This is a genomic window from Paenibacillus sp. EB106-05-06-XG162 (genome assembly GCF_058791655.1).
The window spans coordinates 776,377-798,647 of the sequence record NZ_JBYTDT010000001.1 but is presented as its reverse complement, the minus strand read 5'-3'; the positions used below and the strand labels follow the sequence as shown (position 1 = coordinate 798,647).

The window sequence follows — 22,271 nt, the reverse complement described above, 5'->3', positions numbered from 1 at the left end:
TACAAGCACCCCCTCAGTGAAATCACAATTCCATTTTACTTGACGACTTGCAGCAATTTTGGAGCCATTTCTTGAATCGGCAAAATATGTTTAACACAGCCTAGCTCGATCGCAGATCTCGGCATCCCATAGACAACACAAGATTCTTCATTCTCAGCAAAAGTTGACTGAACCCCATGTTCCGTGAGTGCATTCATCGCTCGAGCGCCATCACTGCCCATACCCGTGAGTAATACGACATGCTTCTCTAGTTCTTTTAACGGAATCAATGATTCGAACAAGATATCTACGGATGGACGATGTCCATTTCTAAGATCCTGCTTGTTAAGCTCAGCAACATACGTCCCTTTGATTTCGCGTCTGATGGTCATATGCCAGCCGCCAGGCGCGATATATGCCGTGCCTGGTTCAAGACGATCACCATTCTCTGCCTCGACAACACGAATTTGACAAAAGGAATTCAGCCGCTGCGCTAGTGACTTCGTGAAATTCGCTGGCATATGCTGCACAATCACAATTGGCGCTGGAAAATCTTCTGGAATCCCAGTTAGAAGCTCCTTAAGCGCCCGAGGTCCTCCTGTCGAAGAGCCTACCGCGACCAATTGATTGAAGCTTGTTTGCCTTGGTTGTCTAACTTTCGGCTCAGGAACTTCAATTGAAGGAACAGGTGTTAGGGTAGCAGCCGTCTCACGAATCACTTCTGCCGTATGTAATTGACGGTCCGAATTTGGCTTCTTCGGCTTTATAGGTTCCTGCTTCTTAGGCAGTATTCCAGGCGTTCGATATTGTAATTCTGAACGTTCCTGAATGACAGGTTTCCGAACATAATCGATAGATGCCGGCTTTATTGGAACCGTTGGTGTATCCGCAGGTGCTGGTGTTACAGAGATGACCGGTACCATTGGAGCAGCAGGCACGGTTGGCTGAGACTCGGGAAATGGTGCTATTTTGATAGGCCACTTTTTCATATTGGAGCTAATAGCTGCGCGCAACCTCTGGTGCAGATGCTCCGAAACAACATGAATATCACAAGAGATCGTCCCCGATGGCTTCTGAATAAAGTCAAATGCCCCTATCTCCAACGCGAGAATTGTTTCTCTTGCACCTTTCTCCGTAAAACTGGACAACATGATGGCTGGGGTCGGATGATCTTCCATTATGACCTTTAGCGCTTCCAAGCCGTTCATGATCGGCATTTCAATGTCCATCGTGATGACATCTGGATTTAATGATTTAACCTTCTCAACAGCTTCTTGCCCGTTCTTCGCCGTGTCCACAACTTCGAATTGTGTATCCGATGTAACCATATCGGAAATATATTTACGCATAAATGCGGAATCATCAATAACCAATACTTTGAAGACTTGCATCTGCCTCACTTCCTTTGAAAAGGATTATTTCATAAATTTCAGCATTCTAGATAGAAATCCTTTTACTCCACTTTCCGAAGGCATTCGTTGCGGTTGACTTGATTTATTTAGGTAAGCTTGAGCTAACTGTTCAATACTTCGACTAGATGTACTCTGCGGGAATGCAATCGTAAAAGGTACTTGCTTCTTCACCGCATTTGAGACATTCGGATCATCCATCACATACCCTAGGGTAGGGATTTTCAAATCTAGAAACTGTTCTGACACTAAATTAATTTTATTCGATGTCTGGATGCCTTCCTGAAGGTCCGACACCCGATTAACAACTAAACGAAAAGCTACCTTGTTATTCATTCGATGTACGATTTTAATCAACGCATAAGCATCGGTAATCGATGTTGGTTCTGGTGTTGTTACAACAATGGTCTCTTCGGCAGAAAGAATGAAATTCAATGTTTCTTTAGATAACCCTGCCCCTGTATCGAACAGAATGATGTCATATTCTCCAGAGATGGAATGAACCTGTTCCGTGAAATACAACAATTCTTCCTCTGGAAGTGTAAGTAGTTCTTGGAACCCCGATCCCCCCGCAATAAAATGAAGATCATTGGGCCCTTTGAGAATAACCTCCCAGATCGTCTTCTCTCTTTTTAATAGATGGTATAGGTTAACCCTCGAATTCACACCCATTAAGACATCGATATTCGCCATGCCGAGATCAGCATCAAACACAAGCACTTTCTGTCCGAGCGATTGTAATGCAAGCGCAAAGTTCAACGTAAAGTTCGACTTCCCCACGCCGCCTTTACCACTCGTTACCGTAACAATTCGTGTATCGTGGTGGGAGTCTTGCATTTTATTGTGACGATTGACAAGATTCCTTAACGCTTGTGCCTGATCATACATTCACTTCTTCTCCTAAAATAAGTTGAATGAGCCGCTCGGGTTGAAGCAGTCGAATATCTTCAGGCACATTCTGCCCATCGGTTATATAAGACAATTTCAAATGATAGTCATGGATAACGTTGAGAATTGAACCATGGGTACCTGTCTCATCTAGCTTCGTGAAGATCACCTTATCCAATTGATATTTCTGAAAATGCTCTATAATCTTCGACATGTCCCGATATTTCGAGGTCATGCTGAGTACCAGGTACGTCTCGCTTGAATCTAATGGCTTCAACAAACTATTCAGCTCAGAGACAAGAAGTTCATTGCGGAAATTACGGCCAGCCGTATCCATAAAAATCAAATCACAATGCTCAAGCGACTTCATAGCTCGCATGAGATCAGCTGGCGAGTTCACAACTTCTAATGGAATATTGAGAATTGTCGCATACGTACGTAACTGCTCAACTGCGGCAATCCGATATGTATCTGAAGTAATAAATCCAACCTTCCGCCCATGACGGAATAATTGATCCGCTGCAAGCTTCGCTACGGTTGTTGTCTTCCCTACGCCTGTAGGACCAGCGACATAGATGACACGTGTATGACTCTGTATGCCTTCCGGTGCAACGGAAGCAATATTCTGTCTGAGCAGCTCTCGCACAAAATCCGCAAAATGTTCAGCTGAGCCTTCCTGAGCCTCGAGGGCAAGTATTTGCTTATACTGATCTAGCCACGAATCTATCACATGGGGTGCAATCTCTTGCTCTCGAAGTGATGCAATAACCGATTCATAAATTTCATCTTCATTAATACCCATAGACTGCTTCGATAACTTCACGATCGATTCTTTCACCTGACGCAATTCATCAAAGATCAATTCTTCGCGATCCGGTTGTACCTGATTTGGCTTTACACTTCTGATGATATGGCTCCGATCAGGCGCCTGAGGTGGTTCAGTCTGAATGACCATTCGTGCTGGAGGCGCAATTGCTTGCTCTGATGCGACGGTTGATCCGATCTCCTGATTCTGAGCTGATCGATAGGCCGATGCCACGTGCTTATTCGATGCAGGGGATGCAGCAGCAATCAACGTAGCAACTGCTCCTTCATCCACTGCTTTTTGCTGTGTCGTTAGGCCGTGAACTTGGCGAGTATCCGTAGATTTCGCAGATGGTACTGGAGCCTTATCGACTGCTGCAACCACCTCGATACGCTTCTTACGGAACATCCCGAGGAATCCGCCGATATATAGGTCTTTCGTACTTAAAATGACGGCATCATTTCCTAGCTCTGCCCGAATTTGCTGCATCGCTGTCGGCATGGTCTCTACGATATAACGTTTTACTCTCATAAGTTCACCACCCCTACACTTTGAATTTCGACATTCGGTTCTAATTCACTATAAGATAATACGGGAATATCCTGCATCATTCGTTCGATCACTTGACGCAAATACATTCGAATCGTTGGTGATGTCAATACGACCGGTTGATGACCTGATTGGATTAACCGCTGTACTTGTTCCGTTATCTTCTGGAACACAACTTGCGTTGAATTCGGATCTAACGCCAAATAGCTGCCTTGGTCAGAAGACTGTACACTCTCGGCAATTTTCTTCTCTAATGCAGGACCCACTGTGATAACTCGTAGTGTCTCGCCTTGTGATGTAAATTGCTGTGTAATTTGTCTAGAAAGGGATTGTCGCACGTATTCCGTTAATACTTCAGGATCTTTAGAATACGCCCCATAGTCAGCAAGCGTCTCAAAGATGGTCACAAGGTCTCTAATCGAAATTTTCTCACGAAGTAACTTCGCCAGTACCTTCTGTACTTCACCAACTGTGAGTATGTTCGGGATCAGCTCGTCGACAAGAACCGGATAAGATTCCTTGACGTTGTCTACTAGGGCTTTCGTCTCTTGTCTACCTAGCAACTCATGTGCGTGCTTCTTAATAATCTCCGTAAGATGCGTCGCAACGACGGAAGGTGGATCAACCACGGTATAACCCGCCAATTCGGCACGTTCCTTCGTAGGCTCATCGATCCATAACGCAGGTAGGCCAAAAGCCGGTTCCGTTGTGTCAATCCCTGTTATTGAGTCATCATCATACCCAGGACTCATGGCCAAGTAATGATTAATTAATAATTCACCACCAGCCACTGTATTTCCTTTAATTTTTATGACGTATTCGTTCGGTTTTAGTTGAATATTGTCGCGGATTCGGATAACAGGGACCACAAGTCCTAGTTCTAAAGCACATTGACGCCTGATCATAATGATACGATCGAGTAAGTCTCCACCCTGTTGCGTATCTGCTAACGGAATCAGACCATACCCAAATTCGAATTCAATCGGATCAACCTGCAATAAGTTAATCACACTTTCAGGACTCCGGACTTCTTCAATCTGCTGCTCTTCCACCTGAAGCTCTTCTTCCGCTTGCTTCTTATCCATCGTCTTCTGCATCTTCCGCGCAGCGAACAATAATAGAGCTCCGAATGGCAGCGTAGCCCATGGGCCGATCGGTGTAAACAATCCAAGGATCGTAATCGTACCGACGACAATATAGATTAGCTTCGGATAAGCAAACACCTGTGCACTAAGATCTTGTGCCAAGTTACCATCCGAAGCTGCACGCGTCACGATCAGACCTGCTGCTGTCGAGATCAGCAATGCTGGGATCTGGCTCACTAAGCCATCCCCAATCGATAGAATTGTATATCGGCTAAGGGCTTCACCAAAAGGCATACCATGAACAGCCATACCGATAATAAATCCGCCGATTAAGTTGATGATTAGAATGATAATCGATGCAATGGCATCCCCTTTGACGAATTTACTCGCCCCGTCCATTGCACCGTAGAAATCTGCTTCCTTCTCAATCTTAGAGCGCCGTTCCTTTGCTTGCTGTTCGTTGATGAGTCCTGCGTTCAAATCCGCATCAATACTCATCTGCTTCCCTGGCATCGCATCGAGGGTAAAACGTGCCGCTACCTCAGCTACCCGTTCAGAACCCTTCGTAATAACAATAAATTGAACGACAACCAAGATGAGGAAAACAACAAAACCAACCGCAATTTCACCTTGCGCAACCCATTGGCCGAAGGTCGCGACAACATGTCCAGCTTCACCATGCGTCAAGATCAACTTCGTTGTCGAGATATTAAGCGCTAATCGGAATAACGTCGTGATGAGCAATAAAGCTGGGAAAATCGAGAACTGTAATGCTTCCTTCGAATTCATCGCTATAAGAAGAATCATTAACGCCGTCGAGATGTTAATGATCAATAATACGTCCAACAGCCATGAAGGGATGGGCAGGACCATCATAAGCACGATACCAATAATGCCTGCGAGAACAGTAATATCTCTTATTTTCATGATTCGCTACCTCCCTTTTTACCGAGATTTGACTCTGCCTTTTAACTTGTAGACATATGCCAATACTTCTGCTACCGCTTGGAACAGATCTGCAGGGATGGAATCTCCGATCTCCGTCCGCGCATATAGAGCACGCGCAAGCGGTTTGTTCTCCATCGTAACGATGTTGTGTTCTTTGGCTAATTCCTTAATTTTTAGAGCGACGTAATCTTGCCCCTTTGCGATAATTTGTGGCGCTTGCATCATTGTGGCGTCATATTTAATGGCGACAGCAAAGTGCGTTGGATTCGTAATAATCACATCCGCTTTGGGCACTTCCTGCATCATACGCGATAAGGCCATGCGGCGTTGACGTTCACGAATCTTTCCTTTTATCAACGGATCCCCTTCCATTTTTTTATATTCATCTTTAATATCTTGCTTGGACATGCGAAGACTCTTCTCATGTTCATATCGTTGGTACAGATAATCAAGACCTGCGAGTACAAGCAATACGGCGGCAATCTTAATCCCAAGACCTAGTGTAACTTTCGCAGCAAAAGTGAAAATGTGTTCAATCGATTGATGCGAGAGCTGCAAAATTTCTGCTTTCTGTCCGATAATGGATGTATACACGAGAAGGGCAATCACTGTTAGCTTAATAATCGACTTCATAAATTCGACGAGCGATCGCATCGAGAAAATGTTCTTGAACCCATTGATCGGATTGATCTTACTCAGCTTCACCTTAATCGGATCTCCCGTAAATAAGAACCCCACTTGCAAATAATTCGCTAAGAGTCCAAGAACAATGGCCATAATGAATATGGGCGCCATGAAAATTAATATTTTCAAAGCCATTTGCCCAAAAAATTGCAATATGGTCTCCTGGGTGAACGAAATATTCATATGATGCAGCAGCGGCTCTGTAAAGAGATTCATTAATCGTTCTTTGAAGAATCCACCAAGCATGAGCAGACACATAAATGCGCCTAACAAGACAGAAGCCCCTGACAGATCCGGACTTTTCGCGACTTGACCTTTTTGTCTAGATTCCTGCCGTTTTTTCGGTGTTGCTTTCTCCGTTTTTTCCTGTGAAAAAAGTTGAAGGTCCAGTTGATACCGCAAGTTCACCGTTACCCCTCCTCTTTTCACGTTGCAGCACCTGAATGGCCCATCAATTGAATTAACTGTTCTATGGAATCGAACATCGTACCAAAAAGCTGTTGAAATAAATAAGCAAGACCTGGGATCACGAGTAGAAGAATCGCTAAGCCCACAATAATTTTGAGCGGAATCCCGATGACGAATACGTTAAATTGCGGAGCTGTCCGCGCAAGAAATCCAAGTCCTACATCCGTTAAGAACAAGGCAACCACGATCGGGGCTGCAAGCTGGAATGCGAGCAGGAAAGTATTCGTAAATGTCGTGACAAGGAATGTTGAGACACTCCCATCATATATTCGCTGGAACACGTCATTTGATAATGGCACCCATTCATAGCTCTTGAACATCGCATCGAGCATATAATGATGGCCGTTCATGATCAGGAATATTAGAATAGCAACGGCATATTTGAAGCCCCCCATAATGGGAGAAGATTGGCCGGATAACGGATCAATCACATTCGCCATCGCGAACCCGATCTGCATATCTATAAAGCTCGCTGCTGTATTAATAACTGACATGAACAAAACCGCACAATAACCAATGAGTAATCCAACAAGCACTTCTCTCATAACAAGCAATATGTAATGGGTATCGAAGGGTACCCTCTGGCTTAAGCCATAACTTAAGTAAATAATCAATGCTACGAAAAATGATAAACCAATCTTAAACTGATTCGGCACATTTCGAGATGAAAAGACAGGAGCAGTTACAAAAAATGCTGAAATCCGACAAAAAATTAGCAAAAAAACAGGGAGAGCCTCTTGTATAAAATCCATTCGCTCACGCCTACCCGATAAATTGATTTAAATTGTCAAGAATATTGGTCGTGAAATCAATCATGGTTGTTAAGAGCCATGGTCCAAAAATGAGAAGGGCCAGCATTACCGCAACGATTTTAGGAACAAAAGCGAGTGTCTGCTCTTGAATCTGCGTCGTCGCCTGAAAAATACTAATGATAAGTCCAACGAGCAATCCCAGCACAAGCATTGGCGCACTAACCTTCAAGACAGTATATACTGCTTGACCAGCAAGCCCGATAATAAAATCCGTGGTCACTTGCGTCCTCCTTCTATCTGTCCTGATCCGTTATGTGCCAAAGCTTGTTAACAATGACTTCACAACAAGATACCAACCATCGACCAGTATAAACAGTAATATTTTGAAAGGTAATGAGATCATGACCGGTGGAAGCATCATCATCCCCATGGCCATAAGCGTACTCGCCACGACCATATCAATAACAAGAAACGGAATGAAAATCATAAAACCCATCTGCATCGCAGTCTTCAGCTCACTTATTGCGAACGCAGGTACAAGTACTGAAATTGGAATGTCTTCATAGCTCTTCGGCTTCTCCGTCTTTGTGTATTTCATAAAAAGCAATAAATCCTTCTCCCTTGTCTGCTTGAACATGAACTTCTTCATCGGAATTGCGGCCTTTTCTAGTGCCTGCGTCTGAGAGATTTGGGCATTTAGATAGGGTTGCAAGGCAACTTTGTTCACTTCAGATATTGTAGGAGACATCACGAATAGTGTCATGAATAACGCTAAACCTATTAATACTTGATTGGGAGGCATCTGCTGAGTCCCAAGGGAGGTTCGTACGAACCCGAGTACGATCACAATGCGTGTAAAGCTCGTCATAAGAAGCAATATCGCAGGTGCCACACTTAAGATCGTGATAATCAGCAATAAAGACAACGAGCTCGTACCGGGCTTTTCACCACCATCGCCAATTTGAAAATGTATATTGGGAATAGGGTCTGCCGCGAATGCAGATTGTACAACCATCAGCGATGCCAAGAACAATACAACGGTTAAGCATACCAATACTTTTTTGTTCATTTGTCCATCAACCGATCTGAATTATTTTCGTCCTGAAGCAATTCCTCTACCTTCTGCTTCCGGCTTGTCACTCGGTTTAACTTGCTCTGGAACACTTCATGAAAGGAGGTATTCAGTTCCTCCTGCGATATAGGCGCCGAATCCTCCGATTTACGAAGTTTCTTCATCAAGTTCGAGATAAAGGGCGCGATTTCTTGCCCTTGTTTCGATTGATTCTGCTCAAAGGAAGCTAGGATAACCGCAACCTCATCAGGATCCGACACTTTATCGATGAGACGTATATCTTCGCCAACACCGATAATGTAGATCGAATCCCCGATCTCTACCACTTGCATCGATTTGTTCTGCGCAAGTCCGATCGCCCCAAGCGTACGAATCGCTTGGTTTCGGCTCCAGTTGCGATTTTTCTGTCCTAGGAATCGAATGACAAACACGATAAGAAAGATAATGATTACGAGAACGATGAGCACCCAGATGATATTCATCACCGCACCAGAGTAGCTCATATTATTGTTTGTGTTTGGATCTTCTGCTAGGAACGAAATCATTCGATTTAGGATCCTAACGTCTTCTTAATCGCTTCGATAACCCGGTCAGCTTGGAATGGTTTAACGATAAAGTCTTTAGCTCCTGCTTGAATCGCATCGATAACCATCGCTTGTTGTCCCATCGCGGAGCACATGATTACTTTTGCGGAATCATCTAATTTCTTGATTTCTTTCAATGCAGAGATTCCGTCCATTTCAGGCATCGTAATATCCATCGTTACCAAATCTGGTTTGAATTCTTTAAACTTCTCAATCGCTTGTGCACCATCTTGTGCTTCACCTACGACTTCATACCCATTCTTCGTCAGAATGTCACGAATCATCATTCTCATAAAAGCTGCATCATCTACGACTAAAATACGGTTTGACATGTTATAAAATCCTCCCTAGAGCTTATTGTAGTTTTTGAATACGATCCCATTGACTTACGATATCTGTGACACGAACCCCAAAATTCTCATCGATTACGACAACTTCACCTTTGGCAATTAGCTTGTTGTTCACCAATATATCGACAGGTTCCCCTGCGAGCTTGTCCAATTCAATAATCGATCCTTGTGATAATTCGAGAATTTCCTTAATTTGCTTCTGGGTTCTACCTAATTCTACAGTCACTTTCAGCGGAATGTCTAATAATAAATTTAGATTAGTTTCCTCTGTCTGTAAATAAGGAGTATTCTGAAAACTAGCAAATTGAACTTGCTGCACATTTCGATTCGCGCTATTACCAATCATCGTAGGTTGACCCATCGGCCCACCATAACCAGGTTGTTGATAACCTTGAGGTTGTGCATACATCGGCTGCCCATGCATTTGCTGCTGAGCCATCATCGATTGTTGCGCATGTGGTTGTTCCGCATAAGGCATCGTAGGATCGACGGCACTGAAGCCTGCATTCGGATTCACAAACATTGGTGAAGCTGGCTCACTTGCGACCACAGGCTCATTCACAATCGGTGCTGATACTTCTGGTTCAGCGGCTTCACCCAATAGCGATGCAACTAACTCTTTGGCAAAAGAAATAGAAAGAAGCTGCATGATCGTCGAATCAATCAAATCCCCGATAATTAAGCGGAACGAAACTTTAACCAGATAATCATCTGTAGGTAGCTTCTGTAGTCCTCTACCACTCTCAATATTGAGAATATCAATACCAGGAGGAGAGATATTTACAAACCGATTAAAGATCGTCGACATCGACGTTGCTGATGATCCCATCATTTGATTCATGGCTTCTTGTACAGCACTAATATGAATCTCATTCAGTTCTTCATCCTCAGTAATCTGCCCGTCTCCACCAAGCATCAAATTCGCAATGACCTGTGCGTCTCTCGTATGAATCACCAATGAATTAATGCCTTCAAACCCATCTACATATGTCACATGTACTGCGACATGCGGTTTAGGGAATTCACTGCTGAAATTTTCACGTGAAATGATGGACACTTGAGGGGTCGTAATGTCGACTTTTTTCCCAAGAAGTGTAGACAGCGCAGTTGCTGCACTCCCAAACGTAATATTACCAATTTCTCCAAGAGCATCTTGTTCCAGTGCGGTTAAATAATCATTGATGGATAATTCAGACTTCGAACCCTCATCTGTAAAAGATGCTGAGGATTGATTCAATAGAGCATCAATTTCCTCTTGAGATAAATAGTCTTTACTCGTCAAATTCCTCAACCCCTTCGCTCACAATTTCATCAATTTGAATCGCCACGCGATCTTTAACAACACCAGGACTGCCGAGAAATTTCAATTTCTCTCCGACGCGGATCGATAGGCCATCTTCAACTTTTTTCTCTAACGTTATTACATCACCCACCGATAAACTTAAAAATTCGCGTATGGAGATTTGTGAATTACCCAACTCAGCAATCAGTGGCAATTTCGCTTTATTCACCCGTTGTCGAAGTACCTCGACTTCTTCAGGAACTCTCGATTTCTTCTGAGAGACGAACCAATGATGTACCGACAATCTAGGCATAATCGGTTCAATAACAACGTGTGGGATACATAGATTGATCATCCCTGTCGTATCACCAATTTTGGTGCTTAACGAGATTAACGCAATCGTCTCATTCGGTGAAACAATTTGCATAAATTGCGGGTTTGTCTCAAGTGCTTCGAGTCGCGGTGCAATATCGATGACCGTCTTCCAAGCTTCTTGAAGACTATCAAATGCTCTGCTGAAAATCCGTTCCATGACCATTGTCTCGATCTCTGTCAAGGCAGTTATTTTGGAAGGAGCCACGCCGGTGCCGCCGAGTAAACGATCAACCATCGCAAAAGCTACGTTAGGGTGAACCTCAAGAACCATTCGACCTTCTAGCGGCTCCGCTTCAAAAATGTTTAATATCGTCATTTTTGGAATTGATCGGATAAATTCGTCATACGGCAATTGTTCGACCTGCACGACGCTGATTTGCACAAAAGTACGTAATTGCGCTGAAAAATACGTCGTCAGATACCGAGCAAAGTTCTCGTGTATTCGCGTCAAACTTCGAATGTGATCCTTGGAGAAACGAACTGCTCTCTTAAAATCGTAAGATCTAATTTTCTTCTGCGATTCTTCTTTTTTCAGTTCCTCTGCATCCATCTCGCCAGAAGATAGTGCCGCAAGCAAGGCATCGATCTCATTTTGTGACAATACATCAACCAATCGTTTCACCCCCTTAAAGGAATCATTCTATGCCATTGCTCCAATTAAATGGACGTCATTATAAAATCAGTAATTGCCACATTCATCAATTTCCCACTAGGCATTGCATTATTGATCAGATTCGTCAGCTTCGCACAGAGTTGATCTTTGCCTTTCGCACCATTCAGTTCCGTCGGCTGCATATCCGCTAGTGTTTTAATGATAATCGGTTTAATATTGATATCTTTGATTTTATCGAATTCCTCTTTCGTCTTCTTACTATCAAGTTGGAAAGAGAAGCCCATCATCACGACATAGCCTGCATCAGCCAAGTTTGTCTTGATATCCGTAATCTGAGAAGAGACCTCAACGATTTGGTCCGCTGTCAATTGTTTCGTTTCCACTTGACTTATTGCGCTGTCCACTTTCGAACCTTTGGAATCGTTAGACCAGTAATTATACAAGAGAAATGCTGCAACAATAATTAATGTAATGGCAAGTAGGACGGTAATAAGCCATGGCAACATTCTTTTCATGATTGTCCCTCCGTTTGCTGAAACTTGATGGTCGCGCCTTGCACGCCAATACTGCTTAGGTAATCTTTCATCAAACGAATGATATCAACTGACTTCTCCAGTACGATGATTTTCTTACCTGTAACGAGCGTAACATATGTATCGGGTGATTCTTCGACACTCTCTATAAGTAAAGCATTAATCCATACCTGGGAACCGTTGAGCCGCGTAAGTGAGATCATGGCTACCCTCCTATGAGATGTGGAGGGGAACATCCCCTCCGTTACTTAATCATCCGATCTTATCGTTTTAAGTTTACAACTTCTTGTAGAACTTCGTCAGAAGTTGTAATAATACGAGAGTTAGCTTGGAAACCGCGCTGTGCAACGATCATTTCCGTAAACTCGCCAGTCAATTCAACGTTAGACATTTCTAATTGACCCGAAATAACGGCTCCCGTTCCAAATTCAGTGCTGTTCGCATCGACGACTTCGAGCGCGCCATCGGGATTCGCATTCCCCGTCATCCGATACAAGTTGCCACCGATCTTCTCTAAACCTTCAGGGTTGACCACTTTAACAATCCCAATTTTCGGGCCTTGTTCGATTGTTCCATCATTCTTTGCTAGCATCAGTGTTCCATCTTGGGCAACCGTAAGTCCTGTCACCGTATCATCCAAGGAATCAATGATATCTCCGCCGGAAGCTACGACTCTCATCCCATCACCTGTTACAATGTTGCGATCGGCATCGATATGGAAATTCCCTGCGCGAGTCAAGAATGGCGTCGTCTGACCTTCCAATTGAACTGCAAAGAATCCATCGCCATCAATCCGCAAATCCAATGGTTGGTTCGTGGTCATTGCACTACCACCGAGATGAATCGTATCAATCGAACCTACAGTAACACCAAGTCCGATTTGCTTCGGGTTAATCCCGCCTTGAGCAGTACCATTTGGAGCTGTAGCGCCTCCAACCGTCTGGCTCATAATATCTTTAAACATAACACGGCCAGCTTTGAATCCAACCGTATTCACGTTCGCAATGTTGTTGCCGATGACATCAAGCTTTGTCTGAAAGCCGCGCATACCTGAAACACCAGAATACATCGATCTTAGCATGAATAGATATCCTCCTCATTCTAATCGTTTGTCATACAGAGATTGCTTCGGTCGATCCGCAATCTTAGGCCTCCTTATCAGGTCCAGCCCTTTTTATGTAAGAACTATTGCACTATCAATTTGTGTGAACACATGCTCTTTCATCGATGATTGATCCATTGCGGTCACAACCATGCGATTCTTAATGTTCACGATCAATGCTGTATCTGGCAAAAGCACGAGAGATTCTTTCGCACCCTTCGCTGCTGCCTTATCAATAGCTGTCTCTAGCTTTGATAGCTGCTCCGGGCCCATTTGAATACCTCTTTGACGTAAGCGCATTTCCGCATGCTGACTGAACCTTACAAAGTTACTTTGCAGTATCTCTTCAAAGCTTGTATCATTTGCGTTCGATAGACGCTCTGGCTTTGGCCTTACTCCAGCAGGAGAAATCTTACCCGTGTATAGCTGGCCTACGGTCATACGATCCGTCATGATCCGCTAGCCTCTGGTAGATTCGAAGGTTTATCCGCCTCAGGATTTTTGCTGTTCTCATCCTTCACCGGTTCATCAGGTTTCGGTTGTTCAGCTATAGGTTGTTCAGGTTTAGGTTGATCAGGCTTCAATTCATCCTTAGGAGGCACCTTGTCAGCAGGGTTCTCAATCTTCTCAACCTTGCTAAGAACAATTTCATCGGTCCCAACTTTGGCGTATTGGATCCCATCACGGATAATAATCGATTCTACAATACCTGATTTGGTCTCCGGCTTATCCCCTTCAGTCTTCCAACTGATCTGCTTACCGATCAAACCTGATGAAGAGCCTAGGGATTGCTGCATCGATGTAAGCAGTTTATTAATGTTCATTAATTGCTCGACCGAGGAGAACTGCGCCATCTGAGCGATCATCTCACGGTCGTTAAGCGGCTGTGTCGGATCTTGATTCGTCATTTGCGTAATCAAGATTTTGAAGAAATCATCCTTCCCGAGCGATTTCTGTTCCTTCTTCGCTGCTGCAGCCACATTCGTTGGGCTATAGTTCGGCCACATATTTGAAGTTGAGACCGGATTATTTGCCATTGCTTTCACCTACTCTCTTTCTACACCGTTGCATGGAAGGAACTGCCTCGACTTAACCCATTCAGGCGGATGTTTTGTTCCTCTTGTATATTCGATTGCAATTGACTGATTGACCCATCCTCTTGCCCTGCTGCCTGATTCTTCGTCTGCTGATCTCCCTGCCCTTGTCCACGATTCGATTGACGTCCATCATGGAACATTTGGGAATGCAGGTTCTGGTTCTGCGTGACTTCGAGCTTCTCAACTTGCAGACCTTGGGATTGCAGTGCTGTACGGAGTTGAGCCATTTGCATATCTAACATGTCCTTGGCTGCTGCATGTTCCGTCATAAATTGCGCAACAATATGGCCGTTCTGAACCGAAATTCGAATATCTACTTGACCGAGATGCTCAGGGAATAGAATAATCTTCGCTTCTGATATTCCATTCAACTTCACAATATCCAACTGCTTTATGAACTGGCTCATCTCAGGTGCAAAGTTCTGTGCTTGTATCACAGGCGCTGCTGGTCGAAGAACCGTCGTATCATGCGCGCGAAGTGCCATTTGACCGGCAGTAACGATTGGTGATACATCCTTATCGTTATCTAGATTCAGCCATGGCTGATCATCTGACAAAGCTGATTGCGACTGATTGGACGTATTCTGTTGTAACGACGAATTATTCTCGTTAGTTACTTTCACAGCATTTCCCACAAGCGGTGTCGGTTGCACGGCACGATCAGCGTTAAGATCCGTCGTTCTGACACCATTTGAATCCGAATTTACCGCGTTCCCTTTGTTCAGAATCGCTTGCAATGTTTGGATCAACTGTGCAGCTTGACCCGCTGCATTGGATTGCTTCGTCACTTGTGTGCCCGATTGCTCTGTCATATCACCTAACATCGATTGCAAGGTTTGCATGAATTCAGCGCCCATCGACTTGTTCATCACAGGTGGTTGATGTAACTCTGCTGTCCCCACTTCCTTAACAAGGGTTGCAAGCTGCATCAGCCTATCTTGAACCGCAAAACGCAATGTTCCAGGGTCTGAAGCCAAGTCGGATTCTGCGAGTTTATTCGCTGGTTCCTGCACGCTCACTTGAGGGCTGACAAGTGCTGCCAAAAACTCATCTGCCATCTTAATCCAATCTTGCAATTGGCCCAATAGATCAGGATTGTTCTCAATATTCCCGTCTGCTTCCTGCAGTGAAGCGATTAGCGCTTCAATCAACTGATCTGTACTGATTTCTCCTGTAGAATCCGTTGCTAATGCACTTTTAATCAAGGTTTGTACATTTACCGTTGCAGTATTGCCTGTTCCACTTGCTGCTTCTTGACCGTTCATAGATTGACCCAGCACTTGCCCGAAGGTATTACCCGACTTATCCGTGCCAGCCACATTCTTAGTCGCCGAAGCATTCGAAGATTTCGCACTGATCGAAGCTGATGTAGATTGAATCATCATTTCCATCTTTTTCACCTCCTTTCAAGCACGAACACTTACTTGGCTGGCATGATTTTGGATAATAGCTTAGCAGCGATTGCTGCAGTATCTTTATTATCTTTTGCGTTATTATCTGTCATGGCCGTTAAGATTTGAGATCTAGTCGAATCATCGATTGATTTGAGGATGAGCAACGCCTTCTCCTCACTAATCTTCGCCGTTTCTAGAATGAGAGAAGCTGCACTTTTAGGCGTCATGTTGCGGAACGTCTGGATCAACTGCGTATTGTCCAGCTTATCTTTGGCCTTATTTTTCTCATCATTCTTAAGCTTGTTTAACCGGGCTTGCACAGCTGCAATTGCCAAGTTCTCTGTTGACTGCGCATCTTTCAATAGAATCGATGCATCGGCTGCGGCTTTCGGCGTCATTTTCTCCAAAATTCTCACACGATCATTCGGCTTCATCGCTTGAAGCACCAGCACCTGCTCGTCCAATGTCAAGCTTTCCATTACTGGCGCCGCTTTGGATGGCTGCATCTTGGCATACATATTAGCAAGCCCCGTAATTTGAGCTTGATATTCTTGATCTGTCTGTTTTTTCTCTTCAAAGTCTTGTTTCGTCTGCTGAACGTTCTCTTTAAGGGTCAGAATTTCTTGATCCTTTTGATCAATTAATGATGTCGATTTCTTCAGTTCTACGTCTTTTGCAGCTATTAACTGATTTAATTCTTCAACTTTTTTCTCTAGATTGTTATTCTTCGCCTTCGCATCGGTACCCACTTGGGTCGTCCCAGAAGACGGCTCAGGCACCCACTGATTAACAATCGGGATTTTCTGCGCAACTTCAAGAATCGTATTACGGACCGGGAAATTGAACAATGCGAGCAATACGAATAACAACACAATTGTAAAAATGATAGGTGTCACAAAAAACAAAAACCGCTCAAATCCACTGTATGAACTTTTCTCGATATCCGCTTCTTTCAAACCGATCTCTCCTTCTTGAATCAACGATCTCTAAGAACCCATAATGAGATCGTTCAAGCGTTAACGAGCCGATAAGGAAAAGCGCACGGTCGCCATTTCATCAAGCTCATTTTGCTCGCGAAGCTGCATTTCATAACGATACCGTTCTTTGGCTCTTTCTCTCGCTTGTTGCCACACTTGCTCATCCTTCATTTTGTCTGTCAAATGCAATTGATTACGTTCGACATCGGTCTTCGCCACTTGAACATCCTTCAATTGATTTCGAATCGATTGTTCGATCCTACTAAGATAGGATTGCATCGATTGTAAACTCGACACACAACACGCTATTGTCGCTTCTTGTATCGAATCTAGTGCACTCTCTTTCTCAGCTTCCAATTGATGAAGTACAGACGTAACCTGTTGCAGCTTGCCAATCGATGCAGAGAGCACCCATTCTGCTTGCGTCTTTTCACTTCCCTTTAGATCAACCACTTTTTGAAAAGGGTAATGAAACCGTACTGCCATTTTCAGCACTCCTTACCTCAATTTCATCGAAACTACGCGCATCGATCAATTAGCTCCGAATTGCATGATTAATTGTTCATGCGCATCCTGATAAGTTACTTTTTCATCGACTTTCTGCTTCGTAAAATTCCAAATAGCATCAATATATTCGAGCGACATATCGATTTGAGCATTTGAACCTCGCTGATAGGCACCAATATTGATTAAATCTTCCGATTCTTTATATACAGATAGTAGACGTTTCAAATTCTCCGCTGCACTCGTATGTTCGGAATCGACAATATCCTTCATCACCCGACTAATACTCGCCATCACATCGATCGCTGGGAAGTGACCTTTATGTGCTATGGAACGATTCAACACGATGTGACCGTCCAAAATACCCCGAACCGCATCAGCGATTGGTTCATTCATATCATCACCGTCAACGAGTACCGTGTAGAACGCTGTTATCGATCCTGTAGGCCCCGTTCCCGCACGTTCTAGCAATTTTGGAAGACTCGCAAAAACCGATGGTGTATATCCGCGCGTTGCTGGTGGCTCACCAATCGCAAGACCAACCTCACGCATCGCCATCGCATAGCGCGTCACGGAGTCCATCATCAGCATGACATTTAATCCACGATCACGGAAATATTCGGCTATTGTCGTTGCAATCAACGCACCTTTGATTCGAATTAATGCAGGTTGATCCGACGTCGCTACAATGACAACAGAACGAGCAAGCCCTTCGGGTCCAAGGTCACGTTCAATAAAATCAAGTACCTCTCTGCCCCGCTCACCGATCAATGCGATAACATTCACATCTGCTGATGTATTCCGTGCCACCATCCCGAGCAATGTGCTCTTACCTACCCCTGACCCAGCAAAAATACCGACACGCTGACCTTTTCCCATCGTAAGCAATCCATCTATTGCACGTACTCCCGTTCCAATAGGTTCAGCAACACGCGGTCGCTTAAGCGGATTCGACGGAACATTGTGTGTCGAATAATGTGCCATACGACTTGGCAGATGTGATTGGTCAAGCGGTTGTCCAAGACCATCGAGAACCTTCCCGAGCAGTTCAGATCCAACTTGAACCGTTAGCGGTTTCCCTGTACCAACCACGTCACATCCTGGTCCAATGGAGTGAAGTTCACCCAGAGGCATAAGAATTACTTTATTATCACGGAATCCTACAACTTCAGCTTTTAGTGGCTGTGCTGCCTTTGTAGGGTAGATGTAACAGACTTCACCGATGCTCGCATCCGGTCCTTCCGATTCAACAGTTAGCCCGATAACCTGTGTTACCTTCCCATTCACGCGAATGGGATCAATATGTTTCAAATGTTCTATGTATCTGTCTGCATTAAGCATGATCATCCTCCTGGGAGCGATCATCTTGATGCAGTGCAATTTGCAGCAGATGTTTCTTAATCTCAGCAAGCTGTGTATCAATTCGTGCATCAATACTTCCGTAAGAAGAACGAATCACACAACCCCAATCCGTTACTGAAGAATCCGGGAGGATTTGAAGTTCCGCTTGGGAATCAATTGAGAGAATCATTTCCTCTCGCGCCGCTTGAACGAATGCCAAATGCTCTGGCGCTACGCAAAGCGTGATCATCCCTTGTTCTCTCTTCCGTGTTAACTGCTTACGAATCAATTCAACGGCGTACTCTTGCTCCATCGATAGATGCTTATCTACGATTTTCTCTGCGATCGAGCAGCTTAGGTTTACAAGAAACGGTTCAGCCTCTTGAATGATTTGATCTTTGGCCAGATATGCTTGCTCTAGAATCGCTTTAGCTTCTGCCAGCATTTGCTCCACTTGTTGGCGTGTAGCCTCTTGTGCCTGCTCGATGCCTTCCTGATATCCTCGCTCAAAACCATCCAGCTTCGACATTTCAATGAGCTGCTCGTCTTCTTGCCGACGCTCTTGCCACCACTGATCGGCTTCTGCTCTCGCAGCCTCTACTATGCGCTCGCCTTCCTCCGATGCATGTCGCACTTCTTCTTCAGCAACGACAGCTGCTTCATCCATAATTTGTTTGCGAATCCTCGCGTATTCCGCTTCTCTCTTCGCGTGAACTTCGCTCTCATCTGCGATATTCATCTCCGCTGAGAGACCTGTCATATATTGAACCTTCTCAATATATTTGGGATCTTTCACCGCGACATATTGAGACGATTTAATCAAATTAGACAATGATATCATCTCCTCCGCCGCGAGCAATAATAATCTCACCGGCTTCTTCCAGACGACGAATCGTTGCTACGATGCGGGTCTGAGCTTCCTCAACATCACGCAATCGCACAGGTCCCATAAATTCCATTTCTTCCTTGAATGTATCTGCCATCCGTTTGGACATATTCCGGAAAATAACATCACGTACTTCTTCGCTCGCCACTTTAAGCGCAAGCTGCAAGTCGGAATTCTCAATATCGCGAATAATACGTTGAATCGCACGATTATCCACATTAACAATATCTTCAAAGACGAACATCCGTTTCTTAATTTCTTCAGCAAGCTCTGGATCTTGAATTTCCAAGGAATCCAAAATCGTTCTCTCCGTACCACGGTCAACCCCGTTAAGGATTTGTACGATCGACTCGATACCGCCTGCATTTGTATAATCCTGCGTAACCGTCGAAGATAATTTCTGTTCAAGGACACGTTCAACCTGACTAATTACTTCAGGTGATGTGCTGTCCATAATCGCAACGCGTCTTGCAACTTCAGCTTGCTTCTCCTGCGGCAATGAGGAGAGAATTACAGCAGCTTGTTCGAATTGCAAATATGATAATACAAGCGCAATCGTCTGAGCGTTCTCATTTTGAAGGAAGTTCAAGATTTGTGCCGGATCTGCCTTACGAGCAAAGTCAAACGGACGAACTTGCAAGGTTGCCGTCAATCGATTAATAACTTCAATCGCTTTCTGCGACCCAAGCGCTTTCTCTAGAATCTCCTTCGCATAGGTAATACCACCTTGCGTAATATATTCTTGAGCGAGACAAATCTGATGGAATTCCGCTAGAATGGATTCCTTTTCCGTGTTGTCCACTTTGCGCATGTTCGCAATCTCTAGTGTAAGTTGTTCGATTTCATCTTCTCTTAAATGTTTAAATATTTGCGCCGATACTTCCGGACCGAGAGAAATGAGCAGAATCGCCGCCTTCTGACGTCCTGTTAACACTTGATAGCCTTGATTCTGATTTCTTGCCACCTATGTCACCTCGATTCATCTGCTAACCAAGAACGTAACAAGTTAACAAACTCATCTGGTTTTTTCTTGGCAAGGGTTTCTAATTGTTTGCGAACTTGATTTTCGTTCGTTACATTCTCAAAATCAATTGAAGGGAATTCCAACGCTGGTTCAAGTGGAATATCTTCGAATGCTTCCTGTTGCTTCTTCTTACGTCGATACACCATAAATCCGATCCCAGCGAGCAATGCTAGTGCAAGTACCCCTCCACCAATCCATAATGTGTTGGTTAAGGTAGCTTTTTCCGATGCTGCGGCTGTTGAACCAAAATTTTGTGCAACAACTGAAACTTTTTTGGCTAGTACTTCGTCTGAATAATCAAGACCTGAATCTGCGAGCTTTGAGCGAACAAAATTGACAAGCACCGTCTCGATTTCTTTCTTTTTCTCTGGCGTAAATGAAGCAAGATCACCATTTGGTGGTTCAATCGCAACATTGACACTCAAATCTTTGACTGAGAACGGACTAGATTGAATTTGGTTCGTGATACGATTCACATCATAGTTGGTCGTTTTGGAGCTTTCTTCCGAATTGGACTGGCCGCTATTGTCACTGCCAGGGTATCCTGGAATTTCTTGCGCTCCTGTCCCAGCAACACCACCAGCCTGACTGTCTTTACCGCTGTAGGTTTTCTGAGATTCTTGAACACTAATTTCTATCCCTTTGATCTCGTCTTTATTCACAGGTTCGACAAGTTTCTGTTCCGAGTTTTTCTTATCGAAATTAATGGATGCGCCAACGAGTACTTCAATTTTATCTGGAGAATACCAGCGTCCTAAAAATTGTTTAACACTTGAACGAACATCGTTCTCGAATTTCTTACGAATTTGCATCTGCTCTTCGATCGCACTTGACATCGATGCATTACCGTTCTTCAAGGAAGACATTAACTCGCCTTCATCACTTGTCACCGTAATGTTATCTAGTGCTAGATTCGGAATCGCAGTCTTAATGAGATTGAAGTAGGAATCTACTGTTTCTTGGCTAGGTCGATACCCAGGTTTGAATTTAAGATTCACAGAGGCTGAAGCAGCTTCTTGCTCTTCCATACCTGCAAAGACGCTTTCACGTGGTAAATTCACAACCACTTTTGAATCACTAACACCCTGCATCCGATTCAATAATTGCTGAATTTCGCCATTAAGTGCATTTTTATATTTCACATCGAATTCACGATCAGTTGAACCAAACGTTGACGAGCTATCCGTAAAAGCACCGAAGCCTAACGATCCGTTCTTCACGATGCCTTGCGATGCTATATCAACTCTTACTTTGGAAGCTGATGCGCTTGGAACCGAAATCGACTTGCCATCAGCACTTAGTTTATAAGGAACACCGCTCGCATCCAAATTCTGCATCACTGCTGCAGCATCGACTTCATTCAAATCTCTAAAAGCTGTCTCGTACTCAACCTTCGAGAATTGATACGACAACAGGACAATGACGACGAGCAGAATGCCGATTACTGATAAAAACAATACTTTTTGCTTTTTCCCGAATTGACCCCAGAATTGAGTCACTTTATCTCGATACTGGACGAACTTCTCGTTCACACCGTCACCCCATCCGAAACTTTGCTAAATATGTATCT

At 44.1% G+C, this 22,271-nt stretch carries 24 protein-coding genes; all 24 read right to left on the bottom strand.

Features of this window, described 5'->3' with window-relative positions:
• Window positions 1-35 precede the first annotated feature (35 nt).
• The 24 genes from AC3WU2_RS03415 to fliF all read right to left on the bottom strand — a co-directional run bounded on the left by AC3WU2_RS03415 (window position 36) and on the right by fliF (window position 22,233).
• Window positions 36-1,370, bottom strand: coding sequence for a protein-glutamate methylesterase/protein-glutamine glutaminase (locus tag AC3WU2_RS03415; RefSeq protein ID WP_492451282.1), 1,335 nt, complete (start codon window positions 1,368-1,370; stop codon window positions 36-38).
• A gap of 24 nt (window positions 1,371-1,394) precedes the next feature.
• Window positions 1,395-2,276, bottom strand: coding sequence for a MinD/ParA family protein (locus AC3WU2_RS03410; protein WP_492451280.1), 882 nt, complete (start codon window positions 2,274-2,276; stop codon window positions 1,395-1,397).
• Window positions 2,269-3,612: a flagellar biosynthesis GTPase FlhF gene (gene flhF / locus AC3WU2_RS03405; protein WP_492451278.1), complete on the bottom strand. Its 1,344-nt coding sequence runs from the start codon at window positions 3,610-3,612 to the stop codon at window positions 2,269-2,271. The genes AC3WU2_RS03410 and flhF overlap by 8 nt, the downstream gene beginning before the upstream one ends.
• The gene (flhA, locus tag AC3WU2_RS03400) at window positions 3,609-5,642 is read right to left on the bottom strand and encodes a flagellar biosynthesis protein FlhA (RefSeq protein ID WP_018757860.1); all 2,034 of its coding nucleotides are present in this window, start codon (window positions 5,640-5,642) and stop codon (window positions 3,609-3,611) included. Before flhA ends, flhF begins: the two co-directional genes overlap by 4 nt.
• An 18-nt stretch (window positions 5,643-5,660) precedes the next feature.
• The gene (gene flhB, locus AC3WU2_RS03395) at window positions 5,661-6,755 is read right to left on the bottom strand and encodes a flagellar biosynthesis protein FlhB (protein WP_492451276.1); all 1,095 of its coding nucleotides are present in this window, start codon (window positions 6,753-6,755) and stop codon (window positions 5,661-5,663) included.
• Window positions 6,756-6,772: 17 nt separating this feature from the next.
• Window positions 6,773-7,567 (bottom strand): flagellar biosynthetic protein FliR, encoded by a 795-nt coding sequence (fliR, locus tag AC3WU2_RS03390; RefSeq protein WP_492451274.1) that lies wholly within the window; start codon window positions 7,565-7,567, stop codon window positions 6,773-6,775.
• Between the two features lie 10 nt (window positions 7,568-7,577).
• Window positions 7,578-7,847, bottom strand: coding sequence for a flagellar biosynthesis protein FliQ (fliQ, locus tag AC3WU2_RS03385; protein WP_018757857.1), 270 nt, complete (start codon window positions 7,845-7,847; stop codon window positions 7,578-7,580).
• Window positions 7,848-7,877: 30 nt separating this feature from the next.
• Complete coding sequence (gene fliP / locus AC3WU2_RS03380) at window positions 7,878-8,636, bottom strand: flagellar type III secretion system pore protein FliP (RefSeq protein WP_018757856.1); 759 nt, start codon at window positions 8,634-8,636, stop codon at window positions 7,878-7,880.
• The gene (locus tag AC3WU2_RS03375; RefSeq protein WP_492451272.1) at window positions 8,633-9,184 is read right to left on the bottom strand and encodes a flagellar biosynthetic protein FliO; all 552 of its coding nucleotides are present in this window, start codon (window positions 9,182-9,184) and stop codon (window positions 8,633-8,635) included. The genes fliP and AC3WU2_RS03375 overlap by 4 nt, the downstream gene beginning before the upstream one ends.
• Window positions 9,185-9,189: 5 nt before the next feature.
• Window positions 9,190-9,555: a response regulator gene (locus AC3WU2_RS03370; RefSeq protein WP_492451270.1), complete on the bottom strand. Its 366-nt coding sequence runs from the start codon at window positions 9,553-9,555 to the stop codon at window positions 9,190-9,192.
• A 22-nt stretch (window positions 9,556-9,577) separates the two neighbouring features.
• Complete coding sequence (fliY, locus tag AC3WU2_RS03365; RefSeq protein WP_492451268.1) at window positions 9,578-10,855, bottom strand: flagellar motor switch phosphatase FliY; 1,278 nt, start codon at window positions 10,853-10,855, stop codon at window positions 9,578-9,580.
• Complete coding sequence (gene fliM, locus AC3WU2_RS03360) at window positions 10,845-11,843, bottom strand: flagellar motor switch protein FliM (protein ID WP_492451266.1); 999 nt, start codon at window positions 11,841-11,843, stop codon at window positions 10,845-10,847. Before fliM ends, fliY begins: the two co-directional genes overlap by 11 nt.
• Before the next feature lie 44 nt (window positions 11,844-11,887).
• Window positions 11,888-12,358, bottom strand: coding sequence for a flagellar basal body-associated FliL family protein (locus AC3WU2_RS03355; RefSeq protein ID WP_492451263.1), 471 nt, complete (start codon window positions 12,356-12,358; stop codon window positions 11,888-11,890).
• A complete protein-coding gene (locus AC3WU2_RS03350; RefSeq protein WP_018757850.1) occupies window positions 12,355-12,579 on the bottom strand; it encodes a flagellar FlbD family protein in 225 nt (74 codons plus the stop codon). Before AC3WU2_RS03350 ends, AC3WU2_RS03355 begins: the two co-directional genes overlap by 4 nt.
• A 59-nt stretch (window positions 12,580-12,638) precedes the next feature.
• Window positions 12,639-13,445: a flagellar hook-basal body complex protein gene (locus AC3WU2_RS03345; RefSeq protein WP_425413955.1), complete on the bottom strand. Its 807-nt coding sequence runs from the start codon at window positions 13,443-13,445 to the stop codon at window positions 12,639-12,641.
• Window positions 13,446-13,550: 105 nt separating this feature from the next.
• Window positions 13,551-13,931 carry a TIGR02530 family flagellar biosynthesis protein gene (locus AC3WU2_RS03340; protein ID WP_492451260.1) on the bottom strand — a complete coding sequence of 127 codons (381 nt, stop codon included), beginning with the start codon at window positions 13,929-13,931 and terminating at the stop codon, window positions 13,551-13,553.
• Complete coding sequence (locus tag AC3WU2_RS03335) at window positions 13,928-14,515, bottom strand: flagellar hook capping FlgD N-terminal domain-containing protein (protein WP_492451257.1); 588 nt, start codon at window positions 14,513-14,515, stop codon at window positions 13,928-13,930. Before AC3WU2_RS03335 ends, AC3WU2_RS03340 begins: the two co-directional genes overlap by 4 nt.
• A 20-nt stretch (window positions 14,516-14,535) precedes the next feature.
• Window positions 14,536-15,966, bottom strand: a complete 1,431-nt coding sequence (locus AC3WU2_RS03330; RefSeq protein ID WP_492451255.1) for a flagellar hook-length control protein FliK — start codon at window positions 15,964-15,966, stop codon at window positions 14,536-14,538.
• Window positions 15,967-15,995: 29 nt separating this feature from the next.
• Window positions 15,996-16,925 carry a MotE family protein gene (locus AC3WU2_RS03325; RefSeq protein WP_492451252.1) on the bottom strand — a complete coding sequence of 310 codons (930 nt, stop codon included), beginning with the start codon at window positions 16,923-16,925 and terminating at the stop codon, window positions 15,996-15,998.
• Between the two features lie 60 nt (window positions 16,926-16,985).
• Window positions 16,986-17,432 (bottom strand): flagellar export protein FliJ, encoded by a 447-nt coding sequence (fliJ, locus tag AC3WU2_RS03320; protein ID WP_018757844.1) that lies wholly within the window; start codon window positions 17,430-17,432, stop codon window positions 16,986-16,988.
• A 45-nt stretch (window positions 17,433-17,477) separates the two neighbouring features.
• Window positions 17,478-18,797: a flagellar protein export ATPase FliI gene (fliI, locus tag AC3WU2_RS03315; RefSeq protein WP_492451249.1), complete on the bottom strand. Its 1,320-nt coding sequence runs from the start codon at window positions 18,795-18,797 to the stop codon at window positions 17,478-17,480.
• Window positions 18,784-19,623 carry a FliH/SctL family protein gene (locus AC3WU2_RS03310; RefSeq protein WP_492451247.1) on the bottom strand — a complete coding sequence of 280 codons (840 nt, stop codon included), beginning with the start codon at window positions 19,621-19,623 and terminating at the stop codon, window positions 18,784-18,786. The genes fliI and AC3WU2_RS03310 overlap by 14 nt, the downstream gene beginning before the upstream one ends.
• Entirely contained in the window at window positions 19,616-20,641 is a 1,026-nt protein-coding gene (gene fliG / locus AC3WU2_RS03305) for a flagellar motor switch protein FliG (RefSeq protein ID WP_018757841.1), read from the bottom strand. The genes AC3WU2_RS03310 and fliG overlap by 8 nt, the downstream gene beginning before the upstream one ends.
• 5 nt (window positions 20,642-20,646) lie before the next feature.
• Window positions 20,647-22,233 (bottom strand): flagellar basal-body MS-ring/collar protein FliF, encoded by a 1,587-nt coding sequence (gene fliF / locus AC3WU2_RS03300; protein WP_492451244.1) that lies wholly within the window; start codon window positions 22,231-22,233, stop codon window positions 20,647-20,649.
• Between the last annotated feature and the right edge of the window lie 38 nt (window positions 22,234-22,271).